Raw genomic sequence first — 26,041 nt, 5'->3', positions numbered from 1 at the left:
GGGGCGCGGGCAGGCCGGCTCTCAGCCCCCGTACGCCCCGGAGGCCGTCAGCCGCAGGGCGGTGTCGATGAGCGGGACGTGGCTGAAGGCCTGCGGGAAGTTGCCCACCTGGCGCTGCAGGTGCGGGTCCCACTCCTCCGCCAGCAGACCGAGGTCGTTGCGCAGGGCGAGCAGCTTCTCGAACAGCCGGCGCGCCTCGTCCACCCGGCCGATCATCGCCAGGTCGTCGGCCATCCAGAACGAGCAGGCGAGGAACGCCCCCTCGTCGCCCGGCAGGCCGTCCACGCCCTCGTCCTTGCCCTCCGTCGGGTAGCGCAGGATGAACCCGTCGGAGGTGGACAGCTCGCGCTGGATCGCCTCGACGGTGCCGATCACGCGCTTGTCGTCCGGCGGCAGGAAACCCACCTGCGGGATCAGCAGCAGGGAGGCGTCCAGTTCCTTGGAGCCGTAGGACTGGGTGAAGGTGTTGCGCTCCTTGTCGTAGCCCTTCTCGCACACGTCCCGGTGGATGTCCTCGCGCAGCTGCTTCCACCGCTCCAGCGGGCCGTCGGCGTCGCCGGACTCGATGAGCTTGATGGTGCGGTCGACGGCCACCCACGCCATCACCTTGGAGTGCACGAAGTGGCGGCGCGGACCGCGCACCTCCCAGATGCCCTCGTCCGGCTCCGTCCAGTGCTTCTCCAGGTAGCGGATCAGCTTCAGCTGGAGCAGCGAGGCGTAGTCGTTGCGCGCCAGACCCGTCATGTGGGCCAGGTGGAGGGCCTCGGTGACCTCGCCGTACACGTCCAGCTGGAGCTGGTGCGCCGCGCCGTTGCCCACCCGGACCGGGGCGGAGTTCTCGTAGCCGGGCAGCCAGTCCAGCTCCGCCTCGCCGAGCTCGCGCTCCCCGGCGATGCCGTACATGATCTGCAGGTTCTCCGGGTCGCCCGCCACCGCGCGCAGCAGCCACTCGCGCCAGGCGCGGGCCTCCTCGCGGTAGCCGGTGCGCAGCAGCGACGACAGGGTGATCGCCGCGTCGCGCAGCCAGGTGTAGCGGTAGTCCCAGTTGCGGACGCCCCCGATGTCCTCCGGCAGGGAGGTGGTGGGCGCGGCGACGATGCCGCCGGTGGGGGCGTACGTCAGGGCCTTCAGCGTGATCAGGGAGCGGATCACGGCCTCACGGTAGGGGCCGTGGTACGTGCAGTGCTCGACCCACTCGCGCCAGAAGTCCTCCGTCGCCGTCAGGGACTGCTCCGGCTCCGGCAGCGGGGGCGGCTCCTTGTGGGACGGCTCCCAGGAAAGGGTGAACGCGATCCGCTCGCCCTGCGCGACGGTGAAGTCGGAGTACGTGGTCAGCGACTCGCCGTAGGTCTCGGCGGGGGTGTCGTACCAGACCGAGTCCGGCCCGGCGACGGCGACCGTGCGCCCCTCGTGCCGGTGCACCCACGGGACGATCCTGCCGTAGGAGAAGCGCATCCGCAGCGCCGAGCGCATGGGCACGCGGCCCGAGACGCCCTCCACGATGCGGATCAGCTGCGGTGCGCCGTCGCGCGGGGGCATGAAGTCCGTCACCCGGACCGTGCCGCGCGGCGTCTCCCACTCCGACTCCAGGATCAGCGAGTCGCCGCGGTACCCGCGCCGGGTGGCGCTCGGCGGTTCGGCGTCGTCGGCGTGGGCGGGACCCAGCCGCCAGAAGCCATGATCCTCGGTGCCCAGCAGGCCGGCGAAGATGGCGTGCGAGTCGAAGCGGGGCAGGCACAGCCAGTCCACCGTGCCGTCCCGGCAGACCAGCGCCGCTGTCTGCATGTCTCCGATGAGTGCGTAGTCCTCGATGCGCCCGGCCACGTGCATCTCCAGTCGAACGGCCACGTCACCCCGCGAGGGGGTTGTCGCTAGTGCGGTCAGGGTTTTCTTGCGATCGTCGTCGAGCTTCCAGCACATCAGTCACTCGGCCGTGATGGCAAAGCGTCAATTGTTGCTCAACGAACTGACGAGCTCACGTTTTTCCGGAACTTACGGGCGGGGGTGGTGCCGTTCGGCCGGCCGGGCTCGGCAGCGAGTGTCCGAGCAGGATACGACGCACGTAGATGATCTGTGTGCCGCTCGGGGCAACCCGGCTCCGCCGAACGGGTGACCAGGAGGTGAGGGCCCGGTGCACGGTGCCTACCCTGTGCCGGCGCGTGCGCGGAGCGTGGCCGTGAGCCATCACCGCGCGGCGCTGTTACGCTGGTAGCCCGTGGACCGGTGGGCGAGAAACCCCGGAACCGCACCCTCAGACCGCGACCACGGGAGCCCCCTCTTGGCCATGCCGCCCAAATCTTCGACGACCAAGCACATCTTCGTCACCGGGGGTGTCGCCTCCTCTCTCGGCAAGGGCCTGACCGCCTCCAGCCTGGGAATGCTCCTCAAGGCCCGCGGTCTGCGCGTCGTCATGCAGAAGCTCGACCCGTACCTCAACGTCGACCCGGGCACGATGAACCCCTTCCAGCACGGTGAGGTGTTCGTCACCAACGACGGCGCCGAGACCGACCTGGACATCGGGCACTACGAGCGCTTCCTGGACCGCGACCTCGACGGCTCCGCCAACGTCACCACGGGCCAGATCTACTCCACCGTGATCGCCAAGGAGCGGCGCGGCGAGTACCTCGGCGACACGGTGCAGGTCATCCCGCACATCACCAACGAGATCAAGCACCGGATCCGCCGCATGGCGACCGACGAGGTCGACGTGGTGATCACGGAGGTCGGCGGCACGGTCGGCGACATCGAGTCGCTGCCGTTCCTGGAGACCGTCCGCCAGGTCCGGCACGAGGTCGGGCGCGACAACGTGTTCGTGGTCCATATCTCTCTTCTTCCCTACATCGGCCCCTCGGGCGAGCTCAAGACGAAGCCCACCCAGCACTCGGTCGCGGCACTGCGCAACATCGGTATCCAGCCGGACGCGATCGTGCTGCGCTGCGACCGCGAGGTGCCCACCGCGATCAAGCGGAAGATCTCGCTGATGTGTGACGTCGACGAGGACGCCGTCGTCGCCTGTCCCGACGCCCGCTCGATCTACGACATCCCGAAGACCGTGCACGGCGAGGGCCTGGACGCCTACGTGGTGCGCAAGCTCGACCTGCCGTTCCGGGACGTGGACTGGACGACCTGGGACGACCTGCTCGACCGGGTCCACAACCCCGACCACGAGATCACCCTCGCCCTGGTCGGCAAGTACATCGACCTGCCCGACGCCTACCTCTCGGTCACCGAGGCGCTGCGCGCGGGCGGCTTCGCCAACAAGGCCCGGGTGAAGATCAAGTGGGTCACCTCGGACGACTGCAAGACCCCGGCCGGCGCCCAGGCGCAGCTCGGTGACGTCGACGGCATCTGCATCCCGGGCGGCTTCGGCGACCGCGGTGTGCTCGGCAAGGTCGGCGCGATCAAGTTCGCCCGCGAGAACCGGATCCCGCTGCTCGGCCTCTGCCTCGGTCTGCAGTGCATCGTGATCGAGGCCGCGCGCAGCCTCGCGGACATCTCCGACGCCAACTCCACCGAGTTCGACCCGGCCACCTCCCACCCGGTCATCTCCACGATGGCCGAGCAGCTCGACATCGTGGCCGGTGAGGGCGACATGGGCGGCACCATGCGGCTCGGCATGTACCCGGCCAAGCTGGCCGAGGGCTCGATCGTGCGCGAGGTGTACGACGGCAAGGAGTACGTCGAGGAGCGCCACCGGCACCGCTACGAGGTGAACAACGCCTACCGCGCGGAGCTGGAGAAGAAGGCCGGCATCCTGTTCTCCGGCACCTCCCCGGACGGCAAGCTCGTCGAGTACGTCGAGTACCCGCGCGACGTCCACCCGTACCTGGTCGCGACGCAGGCGCACCCCGAGCTGCGCTCGCGCCCGACCCGTCCGCACCCGCTCTTCGCCGGCCTGGTGAAGGCCTCGGTCGAGCGGAAGATCTCGAAGTAACACACCCGGTTGTACGGTTGCCGGGGTGCGAACCTTCAAGGAGGGGCGCACCCCGGCCGCTTTTTTACCCAGGCACCGCGCACCAGAGCAGTACGTCGGGAAGGACAGGCATGACGATCAAGGACGCCCCGGAAGAGTGGGAGATCCGCGGGACCGAGACCCCGTTCACGGGCAACAAGACCTCCGTCCGCACGGACGAGGTGGTCATGCCCGGCGGTGCCGTGGTCCGGCGCGACTACCAGGTCCACCCCGGGTCCGTGGCCGTCCTCGCCCTCGACGACGCCGACCGGGCCCTGGTGCTGCGCCAGTACCGGCATCCGGTGCGCCAGAAGCTGTGGGAGATCCCGGCCGGCCTGCTCGACGTGGTCGGCGAGAACCCGCTGCACGCGGCCCAGCGGGAGCTGTACGAGGAGGCGCACGTCAAGGCGGAGGACTGGCGGGTGCTGACCGACGTCTACACGACGCCCGGCGGCTGCGACGAAGCCGTACGGATCTTCCTGGCGCGCGGGCTGTCCGAGGCCGAGGGCGACCGCTTCGCCGTCGAGGACGAGGAGGCCGACATGGAGCTCGCCCGGGTCCCCCTCGACGAGCTGGTGCGCGGGGTGCTGGCCGGGGATCTGCACAACAACTGCCTGGTGGTGGGCGTCCTGTCGGTCGTCGCCGCGCGGAGCGGTGACGGACTGGACGCGCTGCGTCCCGCGCAGGCCCCGTGGCCGGCGCGGCCCTTCGAGGCGTGAGCCGACGGGGTCGCCGCGCCGCCCGGTCGCCCGCCCGCCGGGACCGGCCGCGCGGCGTCCCGCGTCCCTCGTACCGCCCCCTCGACACCATCGGTCCTACGATCTGCTGATCCGATCGGGGGAGTCTCGCCCCCCGTGCCGCGCTCCTCACGGAACGTCGCAGAGAGTGAACTAGGCTCTGCGAAAAGCCCGGTCCGGAAGACCCGGCGGGCCTGCGCGTGCGGTGGGACGGGAGTGTGGCCCGTGACGGATCAGGCGGTGGACCCCGATGGTGTGCGGCTCCTCGAGGACGCTGCCCCGGAAGGTCGATTCCTGGGCCGCACCAGGGAGTTGAAGGAGCTGCGCGCGGACATCGAGCGCGCAGGACTGGACACGCTCTCCGGCCGCAAGGCACCCCGCGCGCGCGTCCTGCTGATCGCGGGCCGGCCCGGATCCGGGCGGACGGCCCTCGCCGAGGAACTCGTGCGCCAGGTCGCCGGACGCTACCCCGACGGGGTGCTGCGCGCCCGCCTCAGCGAACCGGACGGCACCCGCGTGCCCGTCGGGCGCGCGGCCCGGGAACTGCTCGACGTCCTGGAGACGCCCGTCCCGGCCGGAGCCCCCGAGGACGAGCTGACCGAGGCGCTGCGCACCGCCCTCGCCGACCGCCGTGCGGTGCTGCTGCTGGACGACGCGGCCGACGCGGAGCAGGTCGACGCGCTGCTCCCCGACAACCCGGACTGCCTCGCCGTCACCGTCTCCTCCGGACCGCTCACCGGCATCGCCGACGTCCGCCCCTGCACCCTGGGCGGCCTCGACACCAAGTCCGGGGTGGAGCTGCTGTCCCGGCTGACCGGATCGGTGCGCGTCACGGTCGACCCCCGGGCCGCCGAGCGGCTCGCCGAGCAGTGCCAGGGCCTGCCCGCCGCGCTGGTGCTGGCCGGCGGCTGGCTGGCCGCCCGGCCCAAGGCCGCCGTCGCCGACCTCGCCAGGCAACTGCACACCGACCCCGGACAGGACGGCGCCGTCACCCGGGTGGGACGGCTGGTGCACGACTCGCTGCCCACGACCGCCGCCCGGATGCTGCGCCTGCTCAGCCTCGCCCCGGGGGGCCTGGTCGACCCGCACACCGCCGCCGCGCTCACCGGCTGCCCGGTGGAGGCCGCCCGCACCACCCTGGACGGCTTCGCCGTCCACGGCCTGCTGCACTCGGTGGGCTCCGCCCAGCCGCAGTACCGGGTGCCCCGCTGCCTGCACCCGCTGCTGCGCGACCTCGCGGCGGAGCACGAGAAGCCCGGCGAGCTCCAGCTGGCCCGCGCCCGCATGCTGGAGCGGACCGTACGGCTGCTCCAGTCGTGCCGGGCGATCACCGAGACCGACAGCCCCCAGGCGCGCGAGAGGCTCCTCGGCATGCCGCGCGCCCTGCGCTTCCCCAGCCCCCGGGCCGCCGCCGACTGGCTGCGGCTGCGCCGGCCCGCCCTGCTGGCCGCCGCCCGGCTCGCGGTCGCGGACGGGGAACTGGACACCCTCGCCAGGCGCCTGATGTCCCAGCTGGTGCGCGCCATGGCCGCCCACTTCGGCACCCAGGCCGCCGCGAGCGACCTGTACGACATCCACGGGCTGGTCCTCGACGTCGCCGAGCGCCGCGCGCTGCCCCGGGAGCGGGCGGCGGCCCTGCTCAACCTGGGCGACCTCGACGCCCACACCGGGCGCACGGCGGACGCCCTCACGCGCTACCGGGCCGCGCTGGACGCCGGACGCGAGGCGAACGACCCGTACGCGACCGGCCGCGCGATGGAATCCGTAGGCGGCGCCCACCTGGAACTTGGGGACTTCGACCGGGCCGCCGACTGGTTCGGCCGGGCCCTCGCCGAGCGGCTGGCCCGGGGCGAGCACGCGGAGGCCGCCCGGCTCTACGGCCGCATCGGCGCCGCCCACACCTACGCCGGCCGGTACGGCGACGCGCTGCGCGACTGGCGCGCGTCCGTCGCCGGGCACCGCAGGCAGGGCGACACGGCCGCCCAGGCGCGGGCCCTGAGCGAACTGGCCCGGGTGCAGGAGTACGCGGGCCGGCTCGACGAGTCGCTGCGCACCTGCCGGGAGGCCGTGGAGTGGGCGCGCCGGGCCGAGGACACCCGCCTGCAGGCCGCACTGCACCTGCGCCTCGCCGACTCCTTCGAGCACCTCGGCGACGCCGCGTCCGCCGCGCTGCACCGGGGCACGGCCGAGCGGATGCTGGCCGAGGAGGACCCGGAAGGCGACTCCACACCGGAACACGGCCCTAACGCCTGCGAAATCCGTAGCGCATCCGCTGAAGATTGAAGCATTGAAAGGCTAGACAGCGGGAACGCCTTCATTAAACTGGCTCTGCCGCGCCATCTTCTGCGGTCTCTCCCGGTGTGCCCGTGTGTGCCCGGGTATGTGTAGTGATACCCCCATACCCTCTGAGCCAAGGACCGTGATCCACGTGAAGGTCGGCATCCCCCGCGAGGTCAAGAACAACGAGTTCCGGGTGGCCATCACCCCCGCCGGCGTGCACGAGCTCGTGCGCCATGGTCACCAGGTCGTCATCGAGCGCGGCGCAGGCGTCGGCTCCTCCATCCCGGACGGCGAGTACATCGCCGCGGGCGGGCAGATCCTGGACACCGCCGACGAGGTCTGGGCCGCCGCCGACCTGCTGCTGAAGGTCAAGGAACCCGTCGCGGAGGAGTACCACCGCCTGCGCAAGGACCAGACCCTCTTCACCTACCTGCACCTGGCCGCGTCCAAGGAGTGCACGGACGCCCTGCTGGAGTCCGGCACCACCGCCATCGCCTACGAGACCGTCGAGCTGCCCAACCGCGCGCTGCCGCTGCTCGCCCCGATGTCCGAGGTCGCGGGCCGGCTCTCCACCCAGGTCGGCGCCTACCACCTGATGCGCGCCCACGGCGGCCGGGGTGTGCTCCCCGGTGGTGTCCCCGGCGTCCTGGCCGGCCGCGCCGTGGTCATCGGCGGCGGCGTCTCCGGCTGGAACGCCGCGCAGATCGCCATCGGCATGGGCTTCCACGTGACCCTGCTCGACAAGGACATCAACAAGCTCAAGGAGGCCGACAAGGTCTTCGGCACGAAGATCCAGACCGTCGTCTCCAACGCCTTCGAGCTGGAGAAGGCCTGCCTGGAGGCCGACCTGGTGATCGGCGCGGTGCTGGTCCCCGGCGCCAAGGCCCCGAAGCTGGTCACCAACGAGCTGGTCTCGCGGATGAAGGCGGGAAGTGTCCTTGTCGACATCGCGATCGACCAGGGCGGCTGCTTCGAGGACTCCCACCCGACCACGCACGCCGAGCCGACCTTCAAGGTCCACGAGTCGGTCTTCTACTGCGTCGCCAACATGCCCGGCGCCGTGCCCAACACCTCGACGTACGCGCTGACCAACGCCACGCTGCCGTACATCGTCGAACTCGCCAACCGCGGCTGGGCGGACGCGCTGCGCCGCGACCCCGCGCTCGCCAAGGGCCTCAACACGCATGACGGCAAGGTCGTTTACCGGGAGGTCGCCGAGGCGCACGGCCTCGAGCACGTCGACCCGGCCTCGCTGCTCGGCTGAGCCGCCAGGACGGTAAGTCGACCAAGTCACCGATCAGCAAAGGCGACACGTCAACTCGGGTCGTCAACGCCACGCGCCCGGCCGGACCTTGTCCCACGAGGTCCGGCCGGATGTGTGTATGGTCACTTCCTGATTCCTGTACAACTCGCCTCGAACGTAACCCTTCTACCGATTCGCACACCCGTGAAACCTGCCGTACGACGGCCGTACGCCCTTGACAGAGGGATGTTTCATTGCCGACACATCGGGCCGGGTCCGGCGGATTGTGTTGCTGCGGACGGCCGACACGCCATAGAGTCGCCAGTCGTCGGCATGGTGCCACGCTGACCTGTCTAGAAGTTTCCTGGTCACCAAGGAGGTAAGACGACTTGTGAATGAGTCGACATTTACTCCCGGGGGTGGTCAACCAGGAATGCCTGCGCCGGACCAGGAGCCCGCGGGATTCGCTGCTGTCGGCTCCGTCGCTGTGCGCACCTTCGCAGCCCACCGGAGTCACCGGACCTCCGGGGTGACTCACCCAGCACACCAGAGCATGGATGGCCATCACGTGAACGCCATGGCCGGCGACGGAAGTGGCGCGCCCCACAACCAGCTCGCCGACTACGACGACCTGCCCGAGGGGCACTTCTACGACCCCGACGCCGAGTACGAGCCCGATCCGGAGTACGCGGCCACGCTCGCGCCCGACGCGGCGCGCCAGCGCCGTGAGCGCGTCGGCCCGACCGGGCGCCCGCTGCCGTACTTCCCGATCCCGGGCCCGCTGACCGACCACGGACCCGCGAAGATCATCGCGATGTGCAACCAGAAGGGCGGCGTCGGGAAGACCACGTCGACCATCAACCTGGGTGCCGCGCTCGCGGAGTACGGACGCCGGGTGCTGCTCGTCGACTTCGACCCGCAGGGCGCGCTGTCGGTCGGACTCGGCGTCAACCCGATGGAACTCGACCTCACCGTCTACAACCTGCTCATGGAGCGGGGCATGGCGGCCGACGAGGTGCTGCTGAAGACCGCGGTCCCCAACATGGACCTGCTGCCCAGCAACATCGACCTGTCGGCGGCCGAGGTGCAGCTGGTGAGCGAGGTCGCGCGCGAGTCGACGCTGCAGCGCGCGCTGAAGCCGCTGATGGACGACTACGACTACATCGTGATCGACTGCCAGCCCTCGCTCGGCCTGCTCACGGTCAACGCGCTGACCGCCGCCCACAAGGTGATCGTGCCGCTGGAGTGCGAGTTCTTCGCGCTGCGCGGGGTGGCGCTGCTGACCGAGACCATCGAGAAGGTCCAGGAGCGGCTCAACCCCGACCTGGAGCTCGACGGCATCCTCGCCACCATGTACGACTCGCGCACGGTGCACAGCCGTGAGGTGCTCGCGCGGGTGGTCGAGGCGTTCGACGACCACGTGTACCACACGGTCATCGGCCGCACGGTCCGCTTCCCGGAGACCACGGTCGCCGGTGAGCCGATCACCACGTACGCGTCCAACTCCGTCGGTGCCGCCGCCTACCGCCAGCTCGCCAGGGAGGTGCTCGCCCGGTGTCACGCCGAGTGAGTCTGCCGGGGGCCGACGAACTCTTCCGTACGACAGGGGGGACGGCGCTCCAGGCGTCCACTCCCCGGCGCGCCAACGGCGACGCCCGTGTTCCCGCTCCCGCGGGGGAGGGCGACGCGGCGGCCGCGCAGGAGGACGCGCCGCAGTCGGTGCCCGCGCAGGGCGGCGAGGGCGCGGAGCACGTCGCGGCGGACGCGGAGCAGGACGGGGCCGGGGAGTCCCGCAGCCGCGGTGCGGCGGGCTCCGGGCGGAGTCAGGCCGCCCAGGAGGGCGCGGCCCCGCGCAAGCGGGGGAGAGCGGCCGCACGGCGGCCCAGCGGCCGTGAACGGCACGACGAGAAGATCACCGTGTACGTCTCCGCCGAGGAGCTGATGGACCTCGAACACGCGCGGCTCGTCCTGCGCGGCGAGCACGGCCTCGCCGTCGACCGCGGACGCATCGTCCGCGAGGCGGTGGCGGTGGTCCTCGCCGACCTGGAGAGCCGTGGGGACGCCAGCATCCTCGTACGGCGTCTCCGCGGGCGGTAGCGGTAGCCTGCGGAGGCCATGACCTCGAACGACACACCCGCCTCCGGCGGCCGGCCGCCCCGCCGGCGCGCCCTGGGCCGGGGCCCGGCCGCTGCCCCGGGCGCGGGCGTGCCGGATGCCGCTCCGCCGGGGAACGGGGTGTCCGGGCCGGAGGACCCGGACCCGGACGGCACGAGCCCCGGGCGCACCGCGCCCCCGGCCGGAGCACCCGGAGAGCCGGACCGCGCGGCCACCCCCGCCCGGGACACGGCGGACACCCCGCGGGGCGACGGCCGGGCGCCCGCGCGGCCCGTGCGGACCGAGGCGTCGGAGACGGAGCCGGGGGACTCCCTCGCCGATCCCGGAGCTCCGCTCCCCGCGCACACAACCACGACACCGCCGCACACACCCGGACCCGCCGCGCCGGCGGGGGAGGAAGCGTTCGCGGGCGAGGGGGACGGGCGGTTCAAGGTCCGGCTGGCGAACTTCGAGGGGCCGTTCGACCTGCTGCTTCAGCTGATCGCCAAGCACAAGCTGGACGTCACCGAGGTCGCGCTGTCGAAGGTGACCGACGAGTTCATGGCGCACATCCGGGCGCTCGGGCCGGACTGGGACCTGGACGAGACGACGGAGTTCCTGGTCGTGGCGGCCACGCTGCTCGACCTCAAGGCGGCCCGGCTGCTGCCCGCCGCCGAGGTGGAGGACGAGGCCGACCTGGCCCTGCTGGAGGCCCGCGACCTGCTGTTCGCCCGGCTGCTGCAGTACCGCGCGTACAAGCGGATCGCCGAGATCCTCGACCGGCGGCTCGACGACGAGGGCCGGCGCTACCCCCGTACCGTGGGTCTCGAACCGCAGCACGCCGAGCTGCTGCCCGAGGTGGTCATCAGCATCGGTGCCGAGGGCTTCGCCCGGCTCGCCGTCAAGGCGATGCAGCCCAGGCCCACACCGCAGGTGTACGTCGACCACATCCACGCGCCGCTGGTCAGCGTGCAGGAGCAGGCGGGGATCGTCGTCGCACGGCTCAGGGAACTGGGCGAGGCGAGCTTCCGGGCGCTCGTCGAGGACACGGACGACACCCTGACCGTCGTGGCCCGGTTCCTCGCCCTGCTGGAGCTGTACCGCGAGAAGGCGGTCGCCCTCGACCAGGAGACCGCGCTCGGCGAGCTGACCGTGCGCTGGACCGGCGGGGACGGGGGCCCCGCCCCGACGGTCACCGACGAGTTCGACCGGCCCCCCGAGCGGCCCGACGAGGAGAAGAGGACATGAGCGAGACCACCGGCGTGCCCGCCGGGCCGCGCGCCGTCGCGGACCTCGACCTCAGGCCCGCCCTGGAGGCGGTCCTCATGGTCGTGGACGAGCCCGCGACCGAGGAACACCTGGCGAAGACGCTGGAGCGGCCCGCACGCCAGGTCGCGGACGCGCTGCGCGAGCTGGCCGACGAGTACACCCGCCAGGGCCGTGGCTTCGAGCTGCGGCTCGTGGCGGGCGGCTGGCGCTTCTACACCCGCCCCGAGTACGCCGCGGCCGTCGAGCGGTTCGTCCTGGACGGCCAGCAGGCCCGTCTCACGCAGGCCGCCCTGGAGACCCTCGCGGTGGTCGCCTACCGGCAGCCGGTCAGCCGCAGCCGCGTCTCCGCCGTGCGCGGAGTCAACTGCGACGGCGTGATGCGCACCCTCCTGCAGCGCGGGCTGATCGAGGAGGCGGGCACGGAACCCGAAACAGGTGCGATCCTGTACACGACGACGCACTACTTCCTGGAGCGGATGGGCCTGCGCGGTCTGGACGAGCTCCCGGAGCTCGCGCCCTTCCTCCCGGAGGCGGAGGCGATCGAGGCCGAGACCCAGGAAGGCGTGCCGTCGTTCGATCCGGACGCCCCGGATTCCGAGGACGCAGACGACAAGACGGAACTTTGATGCGAAGCAGCAGCGGCAGGAACAGCAGCGGAAACAACGGCGGGAGCCGTGGTGGCAACAGCGGCGGCCGCGGCGGGAGCGGCGGTGGCCGCGGTGGTCACCGCGGCACCGGCAACAACCGCGACGACAGGCAGGGCGGTCGTCCGAAGAAGCCGCGCCCGGAGGAGCGGCGCTACGACGTGGGCCCCGGCGCCACCCAGGAGGGCCCCAAGTCGGGCCGCGGGCCCACGGCCCGCGGAGGCGCCAAGGGCGGGCCGAAGAAGCCCCTGCAGCGGGGGCGCTCGGTCCCGGCCACGTCCCGCGAGTACGAGGCGCGGGCCGAGGAGCGCAACCGGGAGCGGTACGCGGGCAGGAAGGACGTGAAGCTCCCCAAGACCTTCCCCGGCGCCGAGCAGGAGGGCGAGCGGCTGCAGAAGGTGCTCGCGCGCGCGGGCTACGGCTCCCGGCGCGCCTGCGAGGAACTGATCGAGCAGGCGCGGGTCGAGATCAACGGCGAGATCGTGCTGGAGCAGGGCCGCCGGGTGGACCCGGAGAAGGACGAGGTCAAGGTCGACGGCCTGACCGTCGCCACGCAGTCGTACCAGTTCTTCTCGCTGAACAAGCCCGCCGGGGTCGTCTCGACCATGGAGGACCCGGAGGGGCGCCAGTGCCTCGGTGACTACGTCACCAACCGCGAGACGCGCCTCTTCCACGTCGGCCGGCTCGACACCGAGACCGAGGGCGTCATCCTGCTCACCAACCACGGGGAGCTGGCCCACCGCCTGACCCACCCCCGGTACGGCGTGAAGAAGACCTACCTGGCGCACATCGTCGGCCCGATCCCGCGCGACCTGGGCAAGCGGCTGAAGGACGGCATCCAGCTCGAGGACGGCTACGCGCGCGCCGACCACTTCCGGGTGGTGGAGCAGACCGGCAAGAACTACCTCGTCGAGGTGACGCTGCACGAGGGGCGCAAGCACATCGTGCGCCGCATGCTCGCGGAGGCCGGTTTCCCGGTCGACAAGCTGGTGCGCACCGCGTTCGGCCCGATCACCCTGGGCGACCAGAAGTCGGGCTGGCTGCGCCGGCTGTCCAACACCGAGGTCGGGATGCTGATGCAGGAGGTCGAGCTCTAGGAGCCCCCGCCGGGCTTGTGCCTCACCCGCACCCCCTTTTATAGTCGCACTGACTATAAAAGGGGGTGCAGGTCATGGACGGCTACGACAAGTACGCCTACGAACCCTTCGCCGTCACCGCCGACCTCGCCGTGTTCACCCTGCGCGCGGGCGCACTGCACGTGCTGCTCGTCGAGCGCGGGGAGGAACCGTACGCCGGGCGGTGGGCGCTGCCCGGCGGTTTCGTCCGGCCGGACGAGTCGGCGGAGAGCGCCGCCCGGCGCGAACTGGGCGAGGAGACCGGGCTGACGGACGTCTCCGGGTTGCACCTGGAGCAGCTGCGGACCTACAGCGAACCCGGCCGCGACCCCCGGATGCGGGTCGTCTCCGTCGCCTTCGCCGCCCTGCTGCCCGACGCGCCGGAGGCGCACGGCGGCAGCGACGCGGCCCGGGCCCGCTGGACACCGTACGACGCGGCGCGGCAGCTGGCCTTCGACCACGACCGGATCCTCGCCGACGCACGGGGTCGTGTCGGCGCCAAGCTCGAGTACACCGGGCTCGCCACCGCCTTCTGCCCGCCCGAGTTCACCCTCGGCGAGCTCCAGCAGGTCTACGAGACCGTCTGGGGCGCCGAGCTCGACCGGCCCAACTTCCGGCGCAAGGTCCTCGCCACCCCGGGATTCGTCGAAGCCGTCCCCGGCGCCGCGCGCCTCACCGGCGGCCGGGGCAAACCCGCGGCCCTCTACCGCGCGGGCACCGCCGCCGCCCTCCACCCGCCGCTGCTCCGGCCGACCCCGGAAGGACCTCCCGCATGACCACCACCGTCACCAAGCGCGCCGCCACCGGCGCGCTCACCGGACTCGCCCTCGGGGACGCGCTGGGCCTCCCGACCGAGTTCGACGACGTCCCCTCGATCCTCGCCAAGTGCGGGCCCTGGCGGGAGATGGACTTGCCGCGGCCGGCGGTCGTCACCGACGACACCCAGATGACGCTCGCCCTCGGCCATGGACTGCGCACGGCCATGGACCGGGGACCGCTCACCCCGGAGCGGCTGCAGCGACCGGTGCGCGAGGAGTTCGTGGAGTGGTGGCGCTCGCCCGAGAACAACCGCGCCCCCGGCAGCACCTGCCTCAAGGCGTGCCACCTGCTGTCCCGTGAGGACCTCCCCTGGCAGGACGCCAGTCAGGTCCACTCCAAGGGCTGCGGCGCGAACATGCGGGTCGCGCCGATAGGTCTGGCCCCCGGTCTGACCGACGAACAGCGCGCGGGCGCCGCGCAGTTGCAGGCGGCCCTCACACACGGGCACCCCACCGCCCTCGCCGCCTCCGACCTCACCGCGCACGCCGTGCGGCTGCTCGCCGAGGGCGCCGAACCGACCGGACTGATCGGCCTGCTGCGCTCGTACGCCTATGACAACCGCACCCGCTACCACGAGTTCTGGCTCGGCGACCTGTGGACCCGCGCCCAGGACCCCACCCCCGGGCACTTCATCGCCCGCGGCTGGGACGCATGCCTGGACGTCCTCGGCCGCCTCCGCGAGGCCGTGCGCACCGTCTCCCCGGAGACCGACCCCTGTCTGGCGACCGGCGAGGGCTGGATCGCCGAGGAGGCCCTCGCGACCGGTCTGCTCTGCTTCCTCCTCTTCGTCGACGAACCCCTCACCGCCCTGCGCCGGGCCGCCTGCACCTCGGGCGACTCCGACTCCATCGCCTGCCTGACGGGCGCCTTCGCCGGCGCGCACCTGGGCGCGGACGCCTGGCCGGCCGGGTGGGCCGACCGCGTCGAGTACCGGGACGACCTGCTGGCCCTAGGCACGCTCTGGGACGTCCGTCCCTAGGACGGCCGGAGGGCCGAGGCGCGGCGGGTGCGGACGAGGAAGTCCTCCACCCGCCGGCGGTCCGGTTCCGCCGGGAGCGGGCTCCGGTGGACCGCCGCCGCGGCCTCCCGCTCCAGGCACGCCATCCGCGCCTCGACCTCCGGCCAGGGCACCTCGCCGCGCTTCACCGCGAGCAGCGGCTCGCGGTGATCACCCGCGTCGACCGTGAGGGTGCCGGTGCGCAGCAGGTCACGGGCGCTGGTGAGGAGGCGGAGGAGGTGCATGGCGTGCTTCCAGCGCGGGGCGCCGTGGGTGCGGACGTCGGCGTCCAGCTTGCGGCGCTGGCCCAGGGCGTACCGGGTGAACGTCTCGTGCGTCCTGCGGGAGAGGAACGCCTCGCGCAGGGACAGCAGTTCACGGCCGGTGGCGTCGGCGTACTCCACCAGCGGGGAGTGCAGGCACTCCAGGATGTTCGGATTGGCGCGCAGGGCCAGCTCGCAGAAGCGCTCCAGCTCCCAGCTGAACTGCTCCTCGGCCGGTCCCTCGACGTGCGTGGGCGGCTTCTCGAACCGCCAGAACAGGGGAGTGGGCGCGAGGAAGACGCCTCTGCGGTCGGTGTCGCTGCCCTCCGTGGCCAGACCGAAGGCACGGGAGCCCATGACGCAGGCGTAGATCGTGTGGTCCTCGACCAGGCTCTCGGGGCGCATGCCGGGGAGCGTACGCGGCGGATCACGCCAGGCGGACCGAATTTCCCTCCACCGTGATCCGCTCCTCGGGCAGGGGCCTGGTCGCCGGGCCCTGCACCACCGAACCGTCGGTGATCCTGAACCGGCTGCCGTGGCAGGGGCAGTGGATCGTGCCGTCCGCGACCTCGGCCACCAGGCAGTTCTGGTGGGTGCAGATCGCCGAGAAGGCCTTGAAGTCACCCTCCCCGGGCTGCGTGACCACGATCTTCGCCTCCTTGAGGACCGTGCCCCCGCCCACCGGGACGTCGGCGGTCGAGGTCAGCTCCTGGCCGGCGGAGTCCGGCGAGGAGGCGGTCCCGTCGCCGCCGTCCGAGCCGCAGCCGGCGGTCAGGGCCGCCGCACCGGTCGCCAGCAGGACCGTGCGGCGCGTCGCGCGAGGGGACATGGCGTCACTCCCGGGAGGGAAAAACGGCGGGGCAGAGTCCCTGCATCTTGGCACTGAAAGCGACACAGCCGCAGCAATTCGGGTCAAGTGGTGGCAACCGCGCATTCCGCACCGTCTCAGCGGATGAGCGCCCGGCGCCGCCCGGCACGTGCCTGGCTAGGCTGGGTGACCGAACAGCACAGACGCACGTCAGCAAGGAGCATCGTCGTGGCGGTACGCGCGGTCCGGGGGGCCGTCCAGCTGGAACGGGACGAGTCCGGTCACATGGAGGAGCGGGTGGGCGAGCTGCTCACCGCCGTCCTGGTCCGCAACGACCTGCGCACCGACGACCTGATCAGCCTCTGGTTCACGGCCACGCCCGACCTGCACTGCGACTTCCCCGCGGCCGCCGCCCGCAAGCTCGGCATCGTCGACGTCCCCCTCCTCTGCGCCCAGGAACTCGACGTCGAGGGCGCCATGCCCCGCGTCGTCCGGGTCCTCGCGCACATCGAGTCCGACCGGCCCCGTGCGGAGATCGTGCACGTGTACCTCGGTGCCGCGGCCGCCCTGCGCAAGGACATCGCCCAGTGAGAACCGCGCTCGTCATCGGCACCGGACTCATCGGTACCTCCGCCGCCCTCGCCCTCACCCGGCGGGGCGTCGTCGTCCACCTCGCCGACCACGACCCGGAGCAGGCGCGTACCGCCGCCGCGCTCGGCGCCGGCACGGACGAGGCCCCCGGCGGGCCGGTGGACCTGGCGGTCGTCGCCGCCCCGCCCGCCCACGTGGCCGACGTGCTCGCCGACGCGATGCGGCGCGGCCTGGCCCGCGGCTACATCGACGTGGCCAGCGTCAAGGGCGGACCCCGCCGGGAACTGCAGGCGCGCGGGCTGGACCTGGCGTCCTACATCGGCACCCACCCCATGTCCGGCCGGGAGAAGTCCGGACCGCTGGCCGCCGGCGCCGACCTCTTCGAGGGCCGCCCCTGGGTGCTCACCCCGACCCGGGACACCGACACCGAGGTGCTGAACCTCGCCCTGGAACTGGTCTCGCACTGCGGTGCCGTGCCCGTCGTCATGGACGCCGACGCCCACGACCGGGCCGTCGCCCTCGTCTCCCACATGCCGCACCTCGTCTCCAGCATGGTCGCCGCCCGGCTGGAGCACGCCGAGGAGGCCGCCGTACGGCTGTGCGGGCAGGGCATCCGGGACGTCACCAGGATCGCCGCCTCGGACCCCCGGATGTGGATCGACATCCTGTCGGCCAACCCGGGACCCGTCGCCGACCTGCTCACCGAGGTCGCCGGCGACCTGGAGGAGACCGTACGGGCCCTGCGCGCCCTGCAGTCCTCCGACGAGGACAAACGCCGCGCGGGCAGCACCGGCATCGAGGACGTGCTGCGGCGCGGCAACGCCGGACAGGTCCGCGTCCCCGGCAAGCACGGCTCCGCGCCGCGCGTCTACGAGACCGTGGCCGTCCTCATCGACGACCAGCCCGGCCAGCTCGCCCGCATCTTCGCCGACGCGGGCAGCGTGGGGGTCAACATCGAGGACGTCCGCATCGAGCACGCCACCGGGCAGCAGACCGGTCTGGTGCAGCTGATGGTGGAGCCCAAGGCGGTCCCGGTCCTCACCGCCGGGCTGCGGGAGCGGGGCTGGGCGATCCGGCAGTGACCGTACGGTGGTGCCGCGGCGACCGCGGGGCACCACCCACAGGCCCCGCCCCCGAAGGGCCGGATCGTCCGCTTGTCGGAAGGGTTCCGGGGGGCCGGTAACCTGGTGCGGGGCGTGTGCGCGTCCCGCACACCCCACCCCACCGCACCAGGAAGGTGTTCCCCCGTGGAAAACGGCGCCGCCAAGCCCGTGATTGTCGCCATCGACGGTCCCTCCGGCACGGGCAAGTCGAGCACGTCGAAGGCCGTGGCGGCGCAGCTCGGGCTGAGCTACCTGGACACCGGCGCCCAGTACCGGGCGATCACCTGGTGGATGGTGAACAACGGCATCGACACGGACGACCCGTCCGCGGTCGCCGCCGTCACGGGCAAGCCGGAGATCGTCTCGGGCACCGACCCGAAGAGCCCCACCATCACCGTCGACGGCGTCGACGTGGCCGGACCGATCCGTGAGCAGGACGTCACCTCCAGGGTCAGCGCGGTCAGCGCGGTCCCCGAGGTGCGCACCCGGATCACCGAGCTTCAGCGCACCATCGCCTCCGCCGCCGTCACCGGCATCGTCGTGGAGGGCCGTGACATCGGCACCACCGTGCTGCCCGGCGCCGACCTGAAGATCTTCCTCACCGCCTCCCCCGAGGCGCGTGCCGCCCGCCGCAGCGGCGAGCTCAAGGGCGCCGACCTGAACACCACCCGCGAGGCGCTGATCAGGCGGGACGCGGCCGACTCCGGGCGCAAGACCTCCCCGCTGGCCAAGGCCGGCGACGCGGTCGAGGTGGACACCACCGAGCTGACCCTCCAGCAGGTCGTCGAGTGCGTCGTCACCCTCGTCGAGGAGAAGCGGGCGGGGAAGTGACCGACGTACCGTCGGCGCGGGGCGCCGAGGTCGGGCGGCGCATCGGCGTCGGCCTGATGTACGGGCTGTGGAAGCCGCGCGTGCTGGGGTCCTGGCGGGTGCCCGCCACCGGCCCGCTGATCTTCGCCGTGAACCACTCGCACAACATCGACGGCCCCATGGTCATGGGCGTCGCCCCCCGGCCGACGCACTTCCTGATCAAGAAGGAGGCGTTCGTCGGACCGCTCGACCCCTTCCTGACCGGCATCGGCCAGCTCAAGGTCGACCGGCACACCACCGACCGCACGGCGATCTCCCGGGCCCTCGGCGTCCTGGAGCAGGGCGGCGTCCTCGGCATCTTCCCGGAGGGCACCCGCGGCGAGGGCGACTTCGCCTCGCTCCGCGCGGGCCTCGCGTACTTCGCCGTCCGCGGCGGCGCGCCGATCGTGCCGGTGGCCGTGCTGGGAAGTTCGGAGCGGCCCGGGCGGTTGATAAAGGCGCTGCCCCCGCTGCGCTCCGGCGTCGACGTCGTCTTCGGCGACCCCTTCGACGCGGGTGACGGCAGCGGCAGACGGACCCGCAAGGCGCTCGACGAGGCGACCGAACGCATCCAGAAGCAGCTCACCGCGCACCTGGAAAACGCCAGGCGCCTCACCGGGCGCTAGGCGAGACTGAGTAGTGGACCGCCCCCGACGGGGCGGTCCACCGATCACCACGATGAACGACGAGGTACGGACTTCATGAACGACCACATCCAGCCCGACGGCTCGGACGCGTACGAGGGTGCGCACGAGCACGACCACGGGGCGCTGGGCGATGCCGAGTTCGCGGAGTTCATGGAGCTCGCCGCGGAGGAGGGCTTCGACCTCGAGGACGTCGAGGGCGCCATCGAGGCGGCGGGACACGGCCCGCTGCCGGTGCTCGCCGTCGTCGGCCGGCCCAATGTCGGCAAGTCGACCCTGGTGAACCGCATCATCGGCCGCCGTGAGGCGGTCGTCGAGGACAAGCCGGGCGTCACCCGCGACCGTGTCACCTACGAGGCCGAGTGGGCGGGCCGCCGCTTCAAGGTCGTCGACACCGGCGGCTGGGAGCAGGACGTCCTGGGCATCGACGCGTCCGTCGCCGCGCAGGCCGAGTACGCCATCGAGGCCGCCGACGCGGTCGTCTTCGTGGTGGACGCCAAGGTCGGCGCCACCGACACCGACGAGGCCGTCGTCCGGCTGCTGCGCAAGGCCGGCAAGCCGGTCGTGCTGTGCGCCAACAAGGTGGACGGGCCGAGCGCCGAGGCCGACGCGGCCTACCTGTGGTCCCTGGGCCTCGGCGAGCCGCACCCGGTGTCCGCGCTGCACGGCCGCGGTACCGGCGACATGCTGGACAAGGTCCTGGAGGCGCTGCCGGAGGCCCCGGCGCAGACCTTCGGCACCGCGGTCGGCGGCCCGCGCCGGGTCGCCCTGATCGGCCGGCCCAACGTCGGCAAGTCCTCCCTGCTGAACAAGGTGGCGGGCGAGGAGCGGGTCGTCGTCAACGAACTCGCCGGCACCACCCGCGACCCGGTCGACGAGCTGATCGAACTGGGCGGCAAGACCTGGAAGTTCGTCGACACGGCGGGCATCCGCAAGCGCGTGCACCTCCAGCAGGGCGCCGACTACTACGCCTCGCTGCGCACCGCCGCCGCCGTCGAGAAGGCGGAGGTGGCCGTCGTCCTCATCGACGCCGCCGACTCCATCTCGGTGCAGGACCAGCGCATCGTCACCATGGCGGTGGAGGCGGGCCGCGCGCTCGTCCTCGCGTACAACAAGTGGGACACCCTCGACGAGGAGCGCCGCTACTACCTGGAGCGGGAGATCGAGACCGAGCTCGGCCAGGTCGCCTGGGCGCCGCGGGTGAACGTCTCGGCGCAGACCGGACGGCACATGGAGAAGCTGGTCCCGGCCATCGAGACCGCCCTCGCGGGCTGGGAGACCCGGGTGCCGACCGGCAGGCTGAACGCCTTCCTCGGCGAGCTGGTCGCGGCCCACCCGCACCCCGTGCGGGGCGGCAAGCAGCCGCGCATCCTCTTCGGCACCCAGGCGGGCACCAAGCCGCCGCGGTTCGTGCTCTTCGCCTCCGGATTCATCGAGGCCGGCTACCGGCGCTTCATCGAGCGCCGGCTGCGCGAGGAGTTCGGTTTCGAGGGGACGCCGATCCACATCTCGGTGCGGGTGCGCGAGAAGCGCGGCCGGAAGAAGTGACGAGGTAGCGCACCTCGGGCACGGTGAAGGGGCGGTCCCGGCCGGGACCGCCCCTTAACCGTGCCCAGGTCAGGCGCCTCTGCGCGGGGCCGGTGGCAGTCCGGCCGGCACGTGGTGCATCCCGGCGGCGTTCCGGCCGACCGTGGCGACCCGCTGCCACTGCGGCTGCTCGCCGTCGTCCTGTCGGGCGCCGTCCGCCGCTCCGTAGGCGCCGCCGAACAGGGAGGCGCCGAACGAGCCGGGACTGTGGCCGCCGTACGTGCCCGTACTGCTGTGCGGGATGTTCCCGAAGGCGGTGAAGCCCAGGTCCTCCTCGCCGCTGCGGTCGCCCGGCAGCGAGCGGAAGGACTTGACGTACTCGGTGTAGAGGGCGTCGTAGATCGGCGTGGCCGAGTGGCCGCTCCGGGAGTCCTGCGCCGGGCGCACGGGTGCGGGTACCGAGGCGAGGGACTGGCGGCGGGGAACGTCGTATGCGTGCACGTATGTCCAAACGACCCCGCCCCGCAAGGGATGCGGCCCTTTCGGGGCTTTCGGCGGCCGGGTCGTGGGGCGGCTCCGGCGGCGCTCCGCAGGTCCGGTCAGATGCCCGCGAGCGGCATGGCGGCGGCGACCAGCTTGCCGTTCGCCGCCGCCTTGTCCAGCGCGTCGCGCAGCAGGTCCTCGCGCGGCTGCCGGCCGATGGAGCCGACCGGGGCCGCGAACAGCAGTACCTGCTGGTGCTTGTTGGCGGCCTGTCGCCAGCCGTCGGTGACCTGGAGCGGCTGGTGGGCCTGCCACCAGGCCACCGGGCGGCCGCCGGCGGGGTTCGGCTGGAGCACGGCGTGCAACTGGCCCGCGGCGAGCAGCACCGACCAGCCGTGCAGCACCGGCGGTACGGCCGACAGCTCGGTGAGCGGCATGAAGCCCTGCTCGATGAGGAGTGGCAGGAAGTCGTCGCCGGCCCCGAGCGAACCGGGCCGGGCGACCGGCGAGGTCGGCTCGACGACCAGCGCCGGGTGCAGCTCCCCGGCGATCAGGGCCAGCCCGCTGGTCACTCCCAGCACGGCCTGCTCGGGGGTCGCCTGCGGGGCCTCCGGCTCCGGGGTGTGGCCGCCGATGGCCCGCACGGCGCCCTGGAGCTGCTCCTCGGTGACCTGGACGACCTGCGAGGGCAGGCAGGTGGCGTGGGCGAAGGCCAGCACGGCGGTCTCGTCGCCGACGAACAGGACGGTGCTGGTGCGCTCCTGCTCGGGGTCGCCCTGGGTGCGGCAGGAGGTGCAGTCGTAACTGCCCGGGGCGGACTCTCCGGCGAGCAGGCGGGCTGCTTCTTCGTCGCCGATCTCGGCGCGTACCTCGTCGCTGACGTCGAGCATGCGCGGCACGGGTGGCTCCCTCGGGATGCGGTGCGTGGCGAGGCCGGGTGGCTCCCGGCCCGTGGTCCGGGCAGGTCCCCGGCTCATGAAGAAGACAACGGGCGATCCGTGGCGGGAGTAACGCCCCGGCGCGAACCGAATCGAACCATCCGGCGCGTAGGCACACGGTGGGCGCGGAATCCCGCGTTCACTGTCAAGTTCCCTTGTAAGGAGGCTTGTTGACGGGTGAGGGTGACCCGTGGACCGTCGCATGCACGGGTCGACAAATCCGGAAATCAGCGAATGAAGCGGGTGGCCGGAAATCGATGGTGTCCGTGGCGTGCGGCGACCGGCCCGGCCCGGCCGGGGGATCGCCGGTCCGGACCCGCGCCCCTTCAGGACCGGAGCTGTCCGCAAGGCCTGGCAGACTCGCCCCATGTTGGAGACCTCGGCACGCCTGCTGCGCCTGCTGTCCCTGCTCCAGGCCCACCGTGAGTGGTCCGGCGCCGATCTGGCCGGCCGGCTGGGCGTCAGCGCCCGGACGCTGCGGCGGGACGTGGACCGGCTGCGCGAACTCGGCTACCCCGTCAACGCCAGCCCGGGCACCGGCGGCGGCTACCGGCTGGGTGCCGGTGCCGAACTGCCGCCGCTGCTGCTGGACGACGAGGAGGCCGTCGCCGTCGCCGTCGGGCTGCGCACCGCCGCCGGGCAGGGCGTCGAGGGCATCGGCGAGACCTCGGTACGGGCCCTCGCCAAACTGGAGCAGGTGCTGCCGGAGCGGCTGCGCCGCCGTGTGAGCGCGCTGAACGCCTACACCGTGCCGATGCTGCGCGGTTCCGGCGCCGACTCCGTCGACCCGGCCGTGCTGACCGAACTGGCGCACCTCTGCCGGGACGCCGAACGGTTGCGGTTCGACTACCGGGGCCACGACGGCACGCCGAGCCGCCGCACCGTCGAGCCGCACCGCCTGGTGTGCTCCGAGCGCCGCTGGTACCTGGTCGCCTGGGACCTCGACCGCGAGGACTGGCGCACCTTCCGCGCCGACCGCGTCACGCCCAGGCCCCCGCACGGGCCCCGCTTCGTCCCGCGCGAGCCGCCCGCCGAGGACCTCGCCGCCTACGTCTCCCGGGGCGTCTCCACCCACGTGTACGCCACGCACGCCGTGATCCGTCTGCTGGTGCCCCTGGAGGAGGCCGCGGAGCGGATCTCGCCCTCCACGGGGACCCTCGAGGCGGAGGGCCCGGACAGCTGCCTGCTGCGCACCGGGGCCGGGAGCCTGGACGTCATGGTGGTGCACGTGATGCTGCTGGGCCTGGAGTTCGAGGTGCTGGAGCCCACCGAGCTGATCGGCGCGGTCAGTGCGGCTCATGGCCGGCTTGCTCGCTCCGTGGCTCGGGCTGGGGCGTCACGGCCGCGTACTCCGGATGGTGCAGGTCGAAGGCCGGCGACTCCGAACGGATCCGGGGCAGCGTCGTGAAGTTGTGCCGCGGCGGCGGGCACGAGGTCGCCCACTCCAGGGAGCGCCCGTAGCCCCAGGGGTCGTCGACCTCGACCTTCTCGCCGTACCTGGCCGTCTTCCAGAGGTTGTAGAGGAACGGCAGCGTGGACAGGCCGAGCAGGAAGGAGCCGATGGTCGACACGGTGTTGAGGGCGGTGAAGCCGTCCGCCGCCAGGTAGTCGGCGTACCGGCGCGGCATGCCCTCCGCGCCCAGCCAGTGCTGCACCAGGAACGTGGCGTGGAAGCCGGTGAACAGCGTCCAGAACTGGATTTTGCCGAGCCGCTCGTCGAGCATCTTCCCGGTGAACTTGGGCCACCAGAAGAAGAACCCGGCGAAGGTCGCGAAGACGACGGTGCCGAAGACCACGTAGTGGAAGTGCGCGACGACGAAGTACGAGTCCGTCACGTGGAAGTCCAGGGGCGGCGACGCGAGCAGCACCCCGGTCAGGCCGCCGAACAGGAACGACACCAGGAACCCGGTCGCCCACAGCATCGGCGTCTCGAAGGACAGCGATCCCTTGATCATGGTGCCGGTCCAGTTGAAGAACTTCACGCCCGTCGGCACGGCGATGAGGAAGCTCATGAAGGAGAAGAACGGCAGCAGCACCGCCCCGGTGGCGAACATGTGGTGCGCCCACACCACGACCGACAGACCCGTGATGGCCATGGTGGCGCCCACCAGCGTGAGGTAGCCGAACAGCGGCTTGCGGCTGAAGACCGGGATGATCTCCGTGACGATGCCGAAGAACGGCAGCGCGATGATGTAGACCTCGGGATGGCCGAAGAACCAGAACAGGTGCTGCCACAGGACCGCCCCGCCGTTGGCCGCCTCGAAGATCTGCGAGCCGAACCGCCGGTCCGCCTCCAGCACCAGCAGGGCCGCCGCGAGCACCGGGAACGCCAGCAGGATCAGGATCGACGTGAACAGGGTGTTCCAGGTGAACAGCGGCATCCGGAACATCGTCATGCCGGGGGCGCGCATCCCGATGATGGTGGTGAGGAAGTTGACCGCACCGAGGATCGTGCCGAAGCCCGCCAGCGCCAGACCCATGATCCACAGGTCGGGGCCGACGCCGGGGGAGTACTCCACGCTGTTCAGCGGCGCGTAGGCGAACCAGCCGAAGGCGGCCGGGCCCCCGGTCACCACCAGCGACCCGAGCACGATCAGCCCGCCGAAGAGGAACAGCCAGTACGAGAGCATGTTCAGCCGGGGGAAGGCCACGTCGGGTGCGCCGATCTGCAGCGGCATCAGCTCGTTGGCGAACCCGGCGAACGTGGGGGTCGCGAACAGCAGCAGCATGATCGTGCCGTGCATCGTGAACAGCTGGTTGAACTGCTGGTTGTCGACGATCTGCAGCCCGGGCCTGGCCAGCTCGGCGCGCATCAGCAGCGCCATCGCCCCGGCGACCAGGAAGAACGCGAACGATGTGATCAGGTAGAGGTGCCCGATCTTCTTGTGGTCGGTGGTGGTCAGCCAGTCGATCACCACCCGCCCGCGCCGCCCGCGCGCCGGCCGCTCCGCCGCCTGAACGGTCTGCGTCCCCATCGCTCGCCCCTTCGCTCCTCGCGCGCCGGGCCCGCCGGAGCCCGCGCCACATGTACCCCGGGCCCACGCCGTGATGCTCGCCCCGCGCGCCCCGGCCGGGGGCGGGCGTGGCGGGTCCTGTGACGAGAACGAGTATTTTTTGTGCGGACGGGTTTACGCGGTCCCGCGTGGCGCTGAAAAGGAATGGCGTCCGGGTGCACTTCCCCCGGCACTTTCCGCCGGGCTTTGTCCCGGCGGGGTGTGACACGCGGGAATTACGTTCGAATACCTGCGGAAGGCGTACGGATCCGTCCATCCGGGTGAAGGCGGCCGCCCGGGACGTCTGTCGTGATCCTGTGACACAAGTGTGACCGCCGGCGGACGGTGTCCGTCGTTCCCGGGGCGGACTTCCCCGGTCCCGGGCCAGGGCATAGCGTGGCCGTATGGCACCCACTCCGACGCCTCCGGCGGACCCCCAGGACAGTCCGGACGCCTACGTCGGCCTCGCCGCCGACCGGGCCGAGCACCTCGCGCGCGAGCGCGGCTGGTCGACGGTGCGGGCCCTGGCGCCGGGGACGATCATCACCATGGAGTACCGCGCCGGCCGGCTGAACTTCGAGGTGAAGGACGGCCGGGTGGCACGCGCCTGGAAGGGCTGAGACACGACGACGGCCCCGGTGTCCCTTCGTGGGGACCGGGGCCGTCGCCATGGGTGCGGGGGCCGGTGCGGG

23 protein-coding genes and 1 pseudogene are annotated in these 26,041 nt (G+C 72.1%); 18 read left to right on the top strand and 6 right to left on the bottom strand.

Features of this window, described 5'->3' with window-relative positions; translation table 11 throughout:
• Nucleotides 1-21 precede the first annotated feature (21 nt).
• Nucleotides 22-1,824: a glycoside hydrolase family 15 protein gene (locus IE118_RS26445; RefSeq protein ID WP_189560575.1), complete on the bottom strand. Its 1,803-nt coding sequence runs from the start codon at nt 1,822-1,824 to the stop codon at nt 22-24.
• Nucleotides 1,825-2,284: 460 nt separating this feature from the next.
• On the opposite strand from IE118_RS26445, the gene pyrG reads away from it, so the two are divergent.
• The 11 genes from pyrG to IE118_RS26390 all read left to right on the top strand — a co-directional run bounded on the left by pyrG (nt 2,285) and on the right by IE118_RS26390 (nt 15,132).
• On the top strand, nt 2,285-3,934 hold the full coding sequence (gene pyrG, locus IE118_RS26440; RefSeq protein ID WP_189560549.1) for a CTP synthase: 1,650 nt from the start codon (nt 2,285-2,287) through the stop codon (nt 3,932-3,934).
• Nucleotides 3,935-4,044: 110 nt separating this feature from the next.
• On the top strand, nt 4,045-4,671 hold the full coding sequence (locus tag IE118_RS26435) for an NUDIX domain-containing protein (protein WP_189560548.1): 627 nt from the start codon (nt 4,045-4,047) through the stop codon (nt 4,669-4,671).
• 243 nt (nt 4,672-4,914) lie between these two features.
• A complete protein-coding gene (locus tag IE118_RS26430; RefSeq protein WP_189560547.1) occupies nt 4,915-6,972 on the top strand; it encodes a tetratricopeptide repeat protein in 2,058 nt (685 codons plus the stop codon).
• 136 nt (nt 6,973-7,108) lie between these two features.
• Nucleotides 7,109-8,233 carry an alanine dehydrogenase gene (gene ald / locus IE118_RS26425; protein ID WP_229846943.1) on the top strand — a complete coding sequence of 375 codons (1,125 nt, stop codon included), beginning with the start codon at nt 7,109-7,111 and terminating at the stop codon, nt 8,231-8,233.
• Between the two features lie 412 nt (nt 8,234-8,645).
• Complete coding sequence (locus tag IE118_RS26420; RefSeq protein WP_189560546.1) at nt 8,646-9,782, top strand: ParA family protein; 1,137 nt, start codon at nt 8,646-8,648, stop codon at nt 9,780-9,782.
• Nucleotides 9,767-10,309 carry a hypothetical protein gene (locus IE118_RS26415; protein ID WP_229846942.1) on the top strand — a complete coding sequence of 181 codons (543 nt, stop codon included), beginning with the start codon at nt 9,767-9,769 and terminating at the stop codon, nt 10,307-10,309. The genes IE118_RS26420 and IE118_RS26415 overlap by 16 nt, the downstream gene beginning before the upstream one ends.
• Nucleotides 10,310-10,327: 18 nt before the next feature.
• The gene (locus tag IE118_RS26410) at nt 10,328-11,554 is read left to right on the top strand and encodes a segregation and condensation protein A (RefSeq protein WP_189560545.1); all 1,227 of its coding nucleotides are present in this window, start codon (nt 10,328-10,330) and stop codon (nt 11,552-11,554) included.
• Entirely contained in the window at nt 11,551-12,201 is a 651-nt protein-coding gene (gene scpB / locus IE118_RS26405) for an SMC-Scp complex subunit ScpB (RefSeq protein ID WP_189560544.1), read from the top strand. Before IE118_RS26410 ends, scpB begins: the two co-directional genes overlap by 4 nt.
• A complete protein-coding gene (locus IE118_RS26400) occupies nt 12,201-13,316 on the top strand; it encodes a pseudouridine synthase (protein WP_189560543.1) in 1,116 nt (371 codons plus the stop codon). The genes scpB and IE118_RS26400 overlap by 1 nt, the downstream gene beginning before the upstream one ends.
• A gap of 74 nt (nt 13,317-13,390) precedes the next feature.
• A complete protein-coding gene (locus IE118_RS26395) occupies nt 13,391-14,110 on the top strand; it encodes an NUDIX hydrolase (RefSeq protein ID WP_189560542.1) in 720 nt (239 codons plus the stop codon).
• Nucleotides 14,107-15,132 carry an ADP-ribosylglycohydrolase family protein gene (locus IE118_RS26390; RefSeq protein WP_189560541.1) on the top strand — a complete coding sequence of 342 codons (1,026 nt, stop codon included), beginning with the start codon at nt 14,107-14,109 and terminating at the stop codon, nt 15,130-15,132. Before IE118_RS26395 ends, IE118_RS26390 begins: the two co-directional genes overlap by 4 nt.
• Here the strand turns inward: IE118_RS26390 and IE118_RS26385 are convergent.
• Together IE118_RS26385 and IE118_RS26380 are read right to left on the bottom strand one after the other, a co-directional pair.
• Nucleotides 15,129-15,818, bottom strand: a complete 690-nt coding sequence (locus IE118_RS26385) for a nucleotidyltransferase domain-containing protein (RefSeq protein ID WP_189560540.1) — start codon at nt 15,816-15,818, stop codon at nt 15,129-15,131. The genes IE118_RS26390 and IE118_RS26385 overlap by 4 nt on opposite strands.
• Nucleotides 15,819-15,840: 22 nt before the next feature.
• Complete coding sequence (locus tag IE118_RS26380; RefSeq protein WP_189560539.1) at nt 15,841-16,242, bottom strand: Rieske (2Fe-2S) protein; 402 nt, start codon at nt 16,240-16,242, stop codon at nt 15,841-15,843.
• Nucleotides 16,243-16,449: 207 nt separating this feature from the next.
• Here IE118_RS26380 and aroH point away from each other — a divergent pair, with 207 nt between their 5' ends.
• The 5 genes from aroH (at nt 16,450) to der (ending at nt 20,956) form a co-directional block, all read left to right on the top strand.
• Nucleotides 16,450-16,812 carry a chorismate mutase gene (aroH, locus tag IE118_RS26375; protein ID WP_189560538.1) on the top strand — a complete coding sequence of 121 codons (363 nt, stop codon included), beginning with the start codon at nt 16,450-16,452 and terminating at the stop codon, nt 16,810-16,812.
• Nucleotides 16,809-17,894, top strand: coding sequence for a prephenate dehydrogenase (locus tag IE118_RS26370; RefSeq protein ID WP_189560537.1), 1,086 nt, complete (start codon nt 16,809-16,811; stop codon nt 17,892-17,894). The genes aroH and IE118_RS26370 overlap by 4 nt, the downstream gene beginning before the upstream one ends.
• 165 nt (nt 17,895-18,059) lie before the next feature.
• A complete protein-coding gene (gene cmk, locus IE118_RS26365) occupies nt 18,060-18,746 on the top strand; it encodes a (d)CMP kinase (RefSeq protein WP_189560536.1) in 687 nt (228 codons plus the stop codon).
• Nucleotides 18,743-19,390, top strand: a complete 648-nt coding sequence (locus IE118_RS26360) for a lysophospholipid acyltransferase family protein (protein ID WP_189560535.1) — start codon at nt 18,743-18,745, stop codon at nt 19,388-19,390. Before cmk ends, IE118_RS26360 begins: the two co-directional genes overlap by 4 nt.
• A 75-nt stretch (nt 19,391-19,465) precedes the next feature.
• Nucleotides 19,466-20,956, top strand: coding sequence for a ribosome biogenesis GTPase Der (gene der / locus IE118_RS26355; protein WP_189560534.1), 1,491 nt, complete (start codon nt 19,466-19,468; stop codon nt 20,954-20,956).
• Nucleotides 20,957-21,025: 69 nt separating this feature from the next.
• Here the strand turns inward: der and IE118_RS26350 are convergent, their stop codons facing one another.
• Both IE118_RS26350 and IE118_RS26345 read right to left on the bottom strand, forming a co-directional pair.
• Nucleotides 21,026-21,436, bottom strand: a complete 411-nt coding sequence (locus IE118_RS26350) for a hypothetical protein (RefSeq protein ID WP_189560533.1) — start codon at nt 21,434-21,436, stop codon at nt 21,026-21,028.
• A 98-nt stretch (nt 21,437-21,534) separates the two neighbouring features.
• Nucleotides 21,535-22,317, bottom strand: coding sequence for a DUF8842 C-terminal domain-containing protein (locus IE118_RS26345; protein WP_189560532.1), 783 nt, complete (start codon nt 22,315-22,317; stop codon nt 21,535-21,537).
• A 406-nt stretch (nt 22,318-22,723) separates the two neighbouring features.
• On the opposite strand from IE118_RS26345, the gene IE118_RS26340 reads away from it, so the two are divergent.
• Nucleotides 22,724-23,764, top strand: a complete 1,041-nt coding sequence (locus IE118_RS26340) for a helix-turn-helix transcriptional regulator (protein ID WP_229846941.1) — start codon at nt 22,724-22,726, stop codon at nt 23,762-23,764.
• Here IE118_RS26340 and ctaD read toward each other — a convergent pair.
• A pseudogene (ctaD, locus tag IE118_RS26335) lies at nt 23,649-25,331 on the bottom strand (aa3-type cytochrome oxidase subunit I); the annotation flags it as partial. The gene IE118_RS26340 and the pseudogene ctaD overlap by 116 nt on opposite strands.
• 422 nt (nt 25,332-25,753) lie before the next feature.
• On the opposite strand from ctaD, the gene IE118_RS26330 reads away from it, so the two are divergent.
• The gene (locus tag IE118_RS26330) at nt 25,754-25,969 is read left to right on the top strand and encodes an I78 family peptidase inhibitor (RefSeq protein WP_189560530.1); all 216 of its coding nucleotides are present in this window, start codon (nt 25,754-25,756) and stop codon (nt 25,967-25,969) included.
• Nucleotides 25,970-26,041: the final 72 nt, after the last annotated feature.

Origin of the sequence: Streptomyces pilosus (genome assembly GCF_014649835.1) — a bacterium.
In the GTDB taxonomy this organism is placed as follows: Bacteria; Actinomycetota; Actinomycetes; order Streptomycetales; family Streptomycetaceae; genus Streptomyces; species Streptomyces pilosus.
The sequence above is the reverse complement of the archived record's forward strand: the minus strand, read 5'-3'. Positions and strand labels throughout refer to the sequence as shown.

Excerpts from the sequence above, each read along its gene's own strand:
- pyrG (WP_189560549.1), top strand. The coding sequence starts at position 2,285 with ATGCCGCCCAAATCTTCGACGACCAAGCACATCTTCGTCACCGGGGGT.
- IE118_RS26435 (WP_189560548.1), top strand. The coding sequence starts at position 4,045 with ATGACGATCAAGGACGCCCCGGAAGAGTGGGAGATCCGCGGGACCGAG.
- IE118_RS26420 (WP_189560546.1), top strand. The coding sequence starts at position 8,646 with ATGCCTGCGCCGGACCAGGAGCCCGCGGGATTCGCTGCTGTCGGCTCC.
- IE118_RS26410 (WP_189560545.1), top strand. The coding sequence starts at position 10,328 with ATGACCTCGAACGACACACCCGCCTCCGGCGGCCGGCCGCCCCGCCGG.
- scpB (WP_189560544.1), top strand. The coding sequence starts at position 11,551 with ATGAGCGAGACCACCGGCGTGCCCGCCGGGCCGCGCGCCGTCGCGGAC.
- IE118_RS26400 (WP_189560543.1), top strand. The coding sequence starts at position 12,201 with ATGCGAAGCAGCAGCGGCAGGAACAGCAGCGGAAACAACGGCGGGAGC.
- IE118_RS26395 (WP_189560542.1), top strand. The coding sequence starts at position 13,391 with ATGGACGGCTACGACAAGTACGCCTACGAACCCTTCGCCGTCACCGCC.
- IE118_RS26390 (WP_189560541.1), top strand. The coding sequence starts at position 14,107 with ATGACCACCACCGTCACCAAGCGCGCCGCCACCGGCGCGCTCACCGGA.
- IE118_RS26385 (WP_189560540.1), bottom strand. The coding sequence starts at position 15,818 with ATGCGCCCCGAGAGCCTGGTCGAGGACCACACGATCTACGCCTGCGTC.
- IE118_RS26380 (WP_189560539.1), bottom strand. The coding sequence starts at position 16,242 with ATGTCCCCTCGCGCGACGCGCCGCACGGTCCTGCTGGCGACCGGTGCG.
- der (WP_189560534.1), top strand. The coding sequence starts at position 19,466 with ATGAACGACCACATCCAGCCCGACGGCTCGGACGCGTACGAGGGTGCG.
- IE118_RS26340 (WP_229846941.1), top strand. The coding sequence starts at position 22,724 with ATGTTGGAGACCTCGGCACGCCTGCTGCGCCTGCTGTCCCTGCTCCAG.
- IE118_RS26330 (WP_189560530.1), top strand. The coding sequence starts at position 25,754 with ATGGCACCCACTCCGACGCCTCCGGCGGACCCCCAGGACAGTCCGGAC.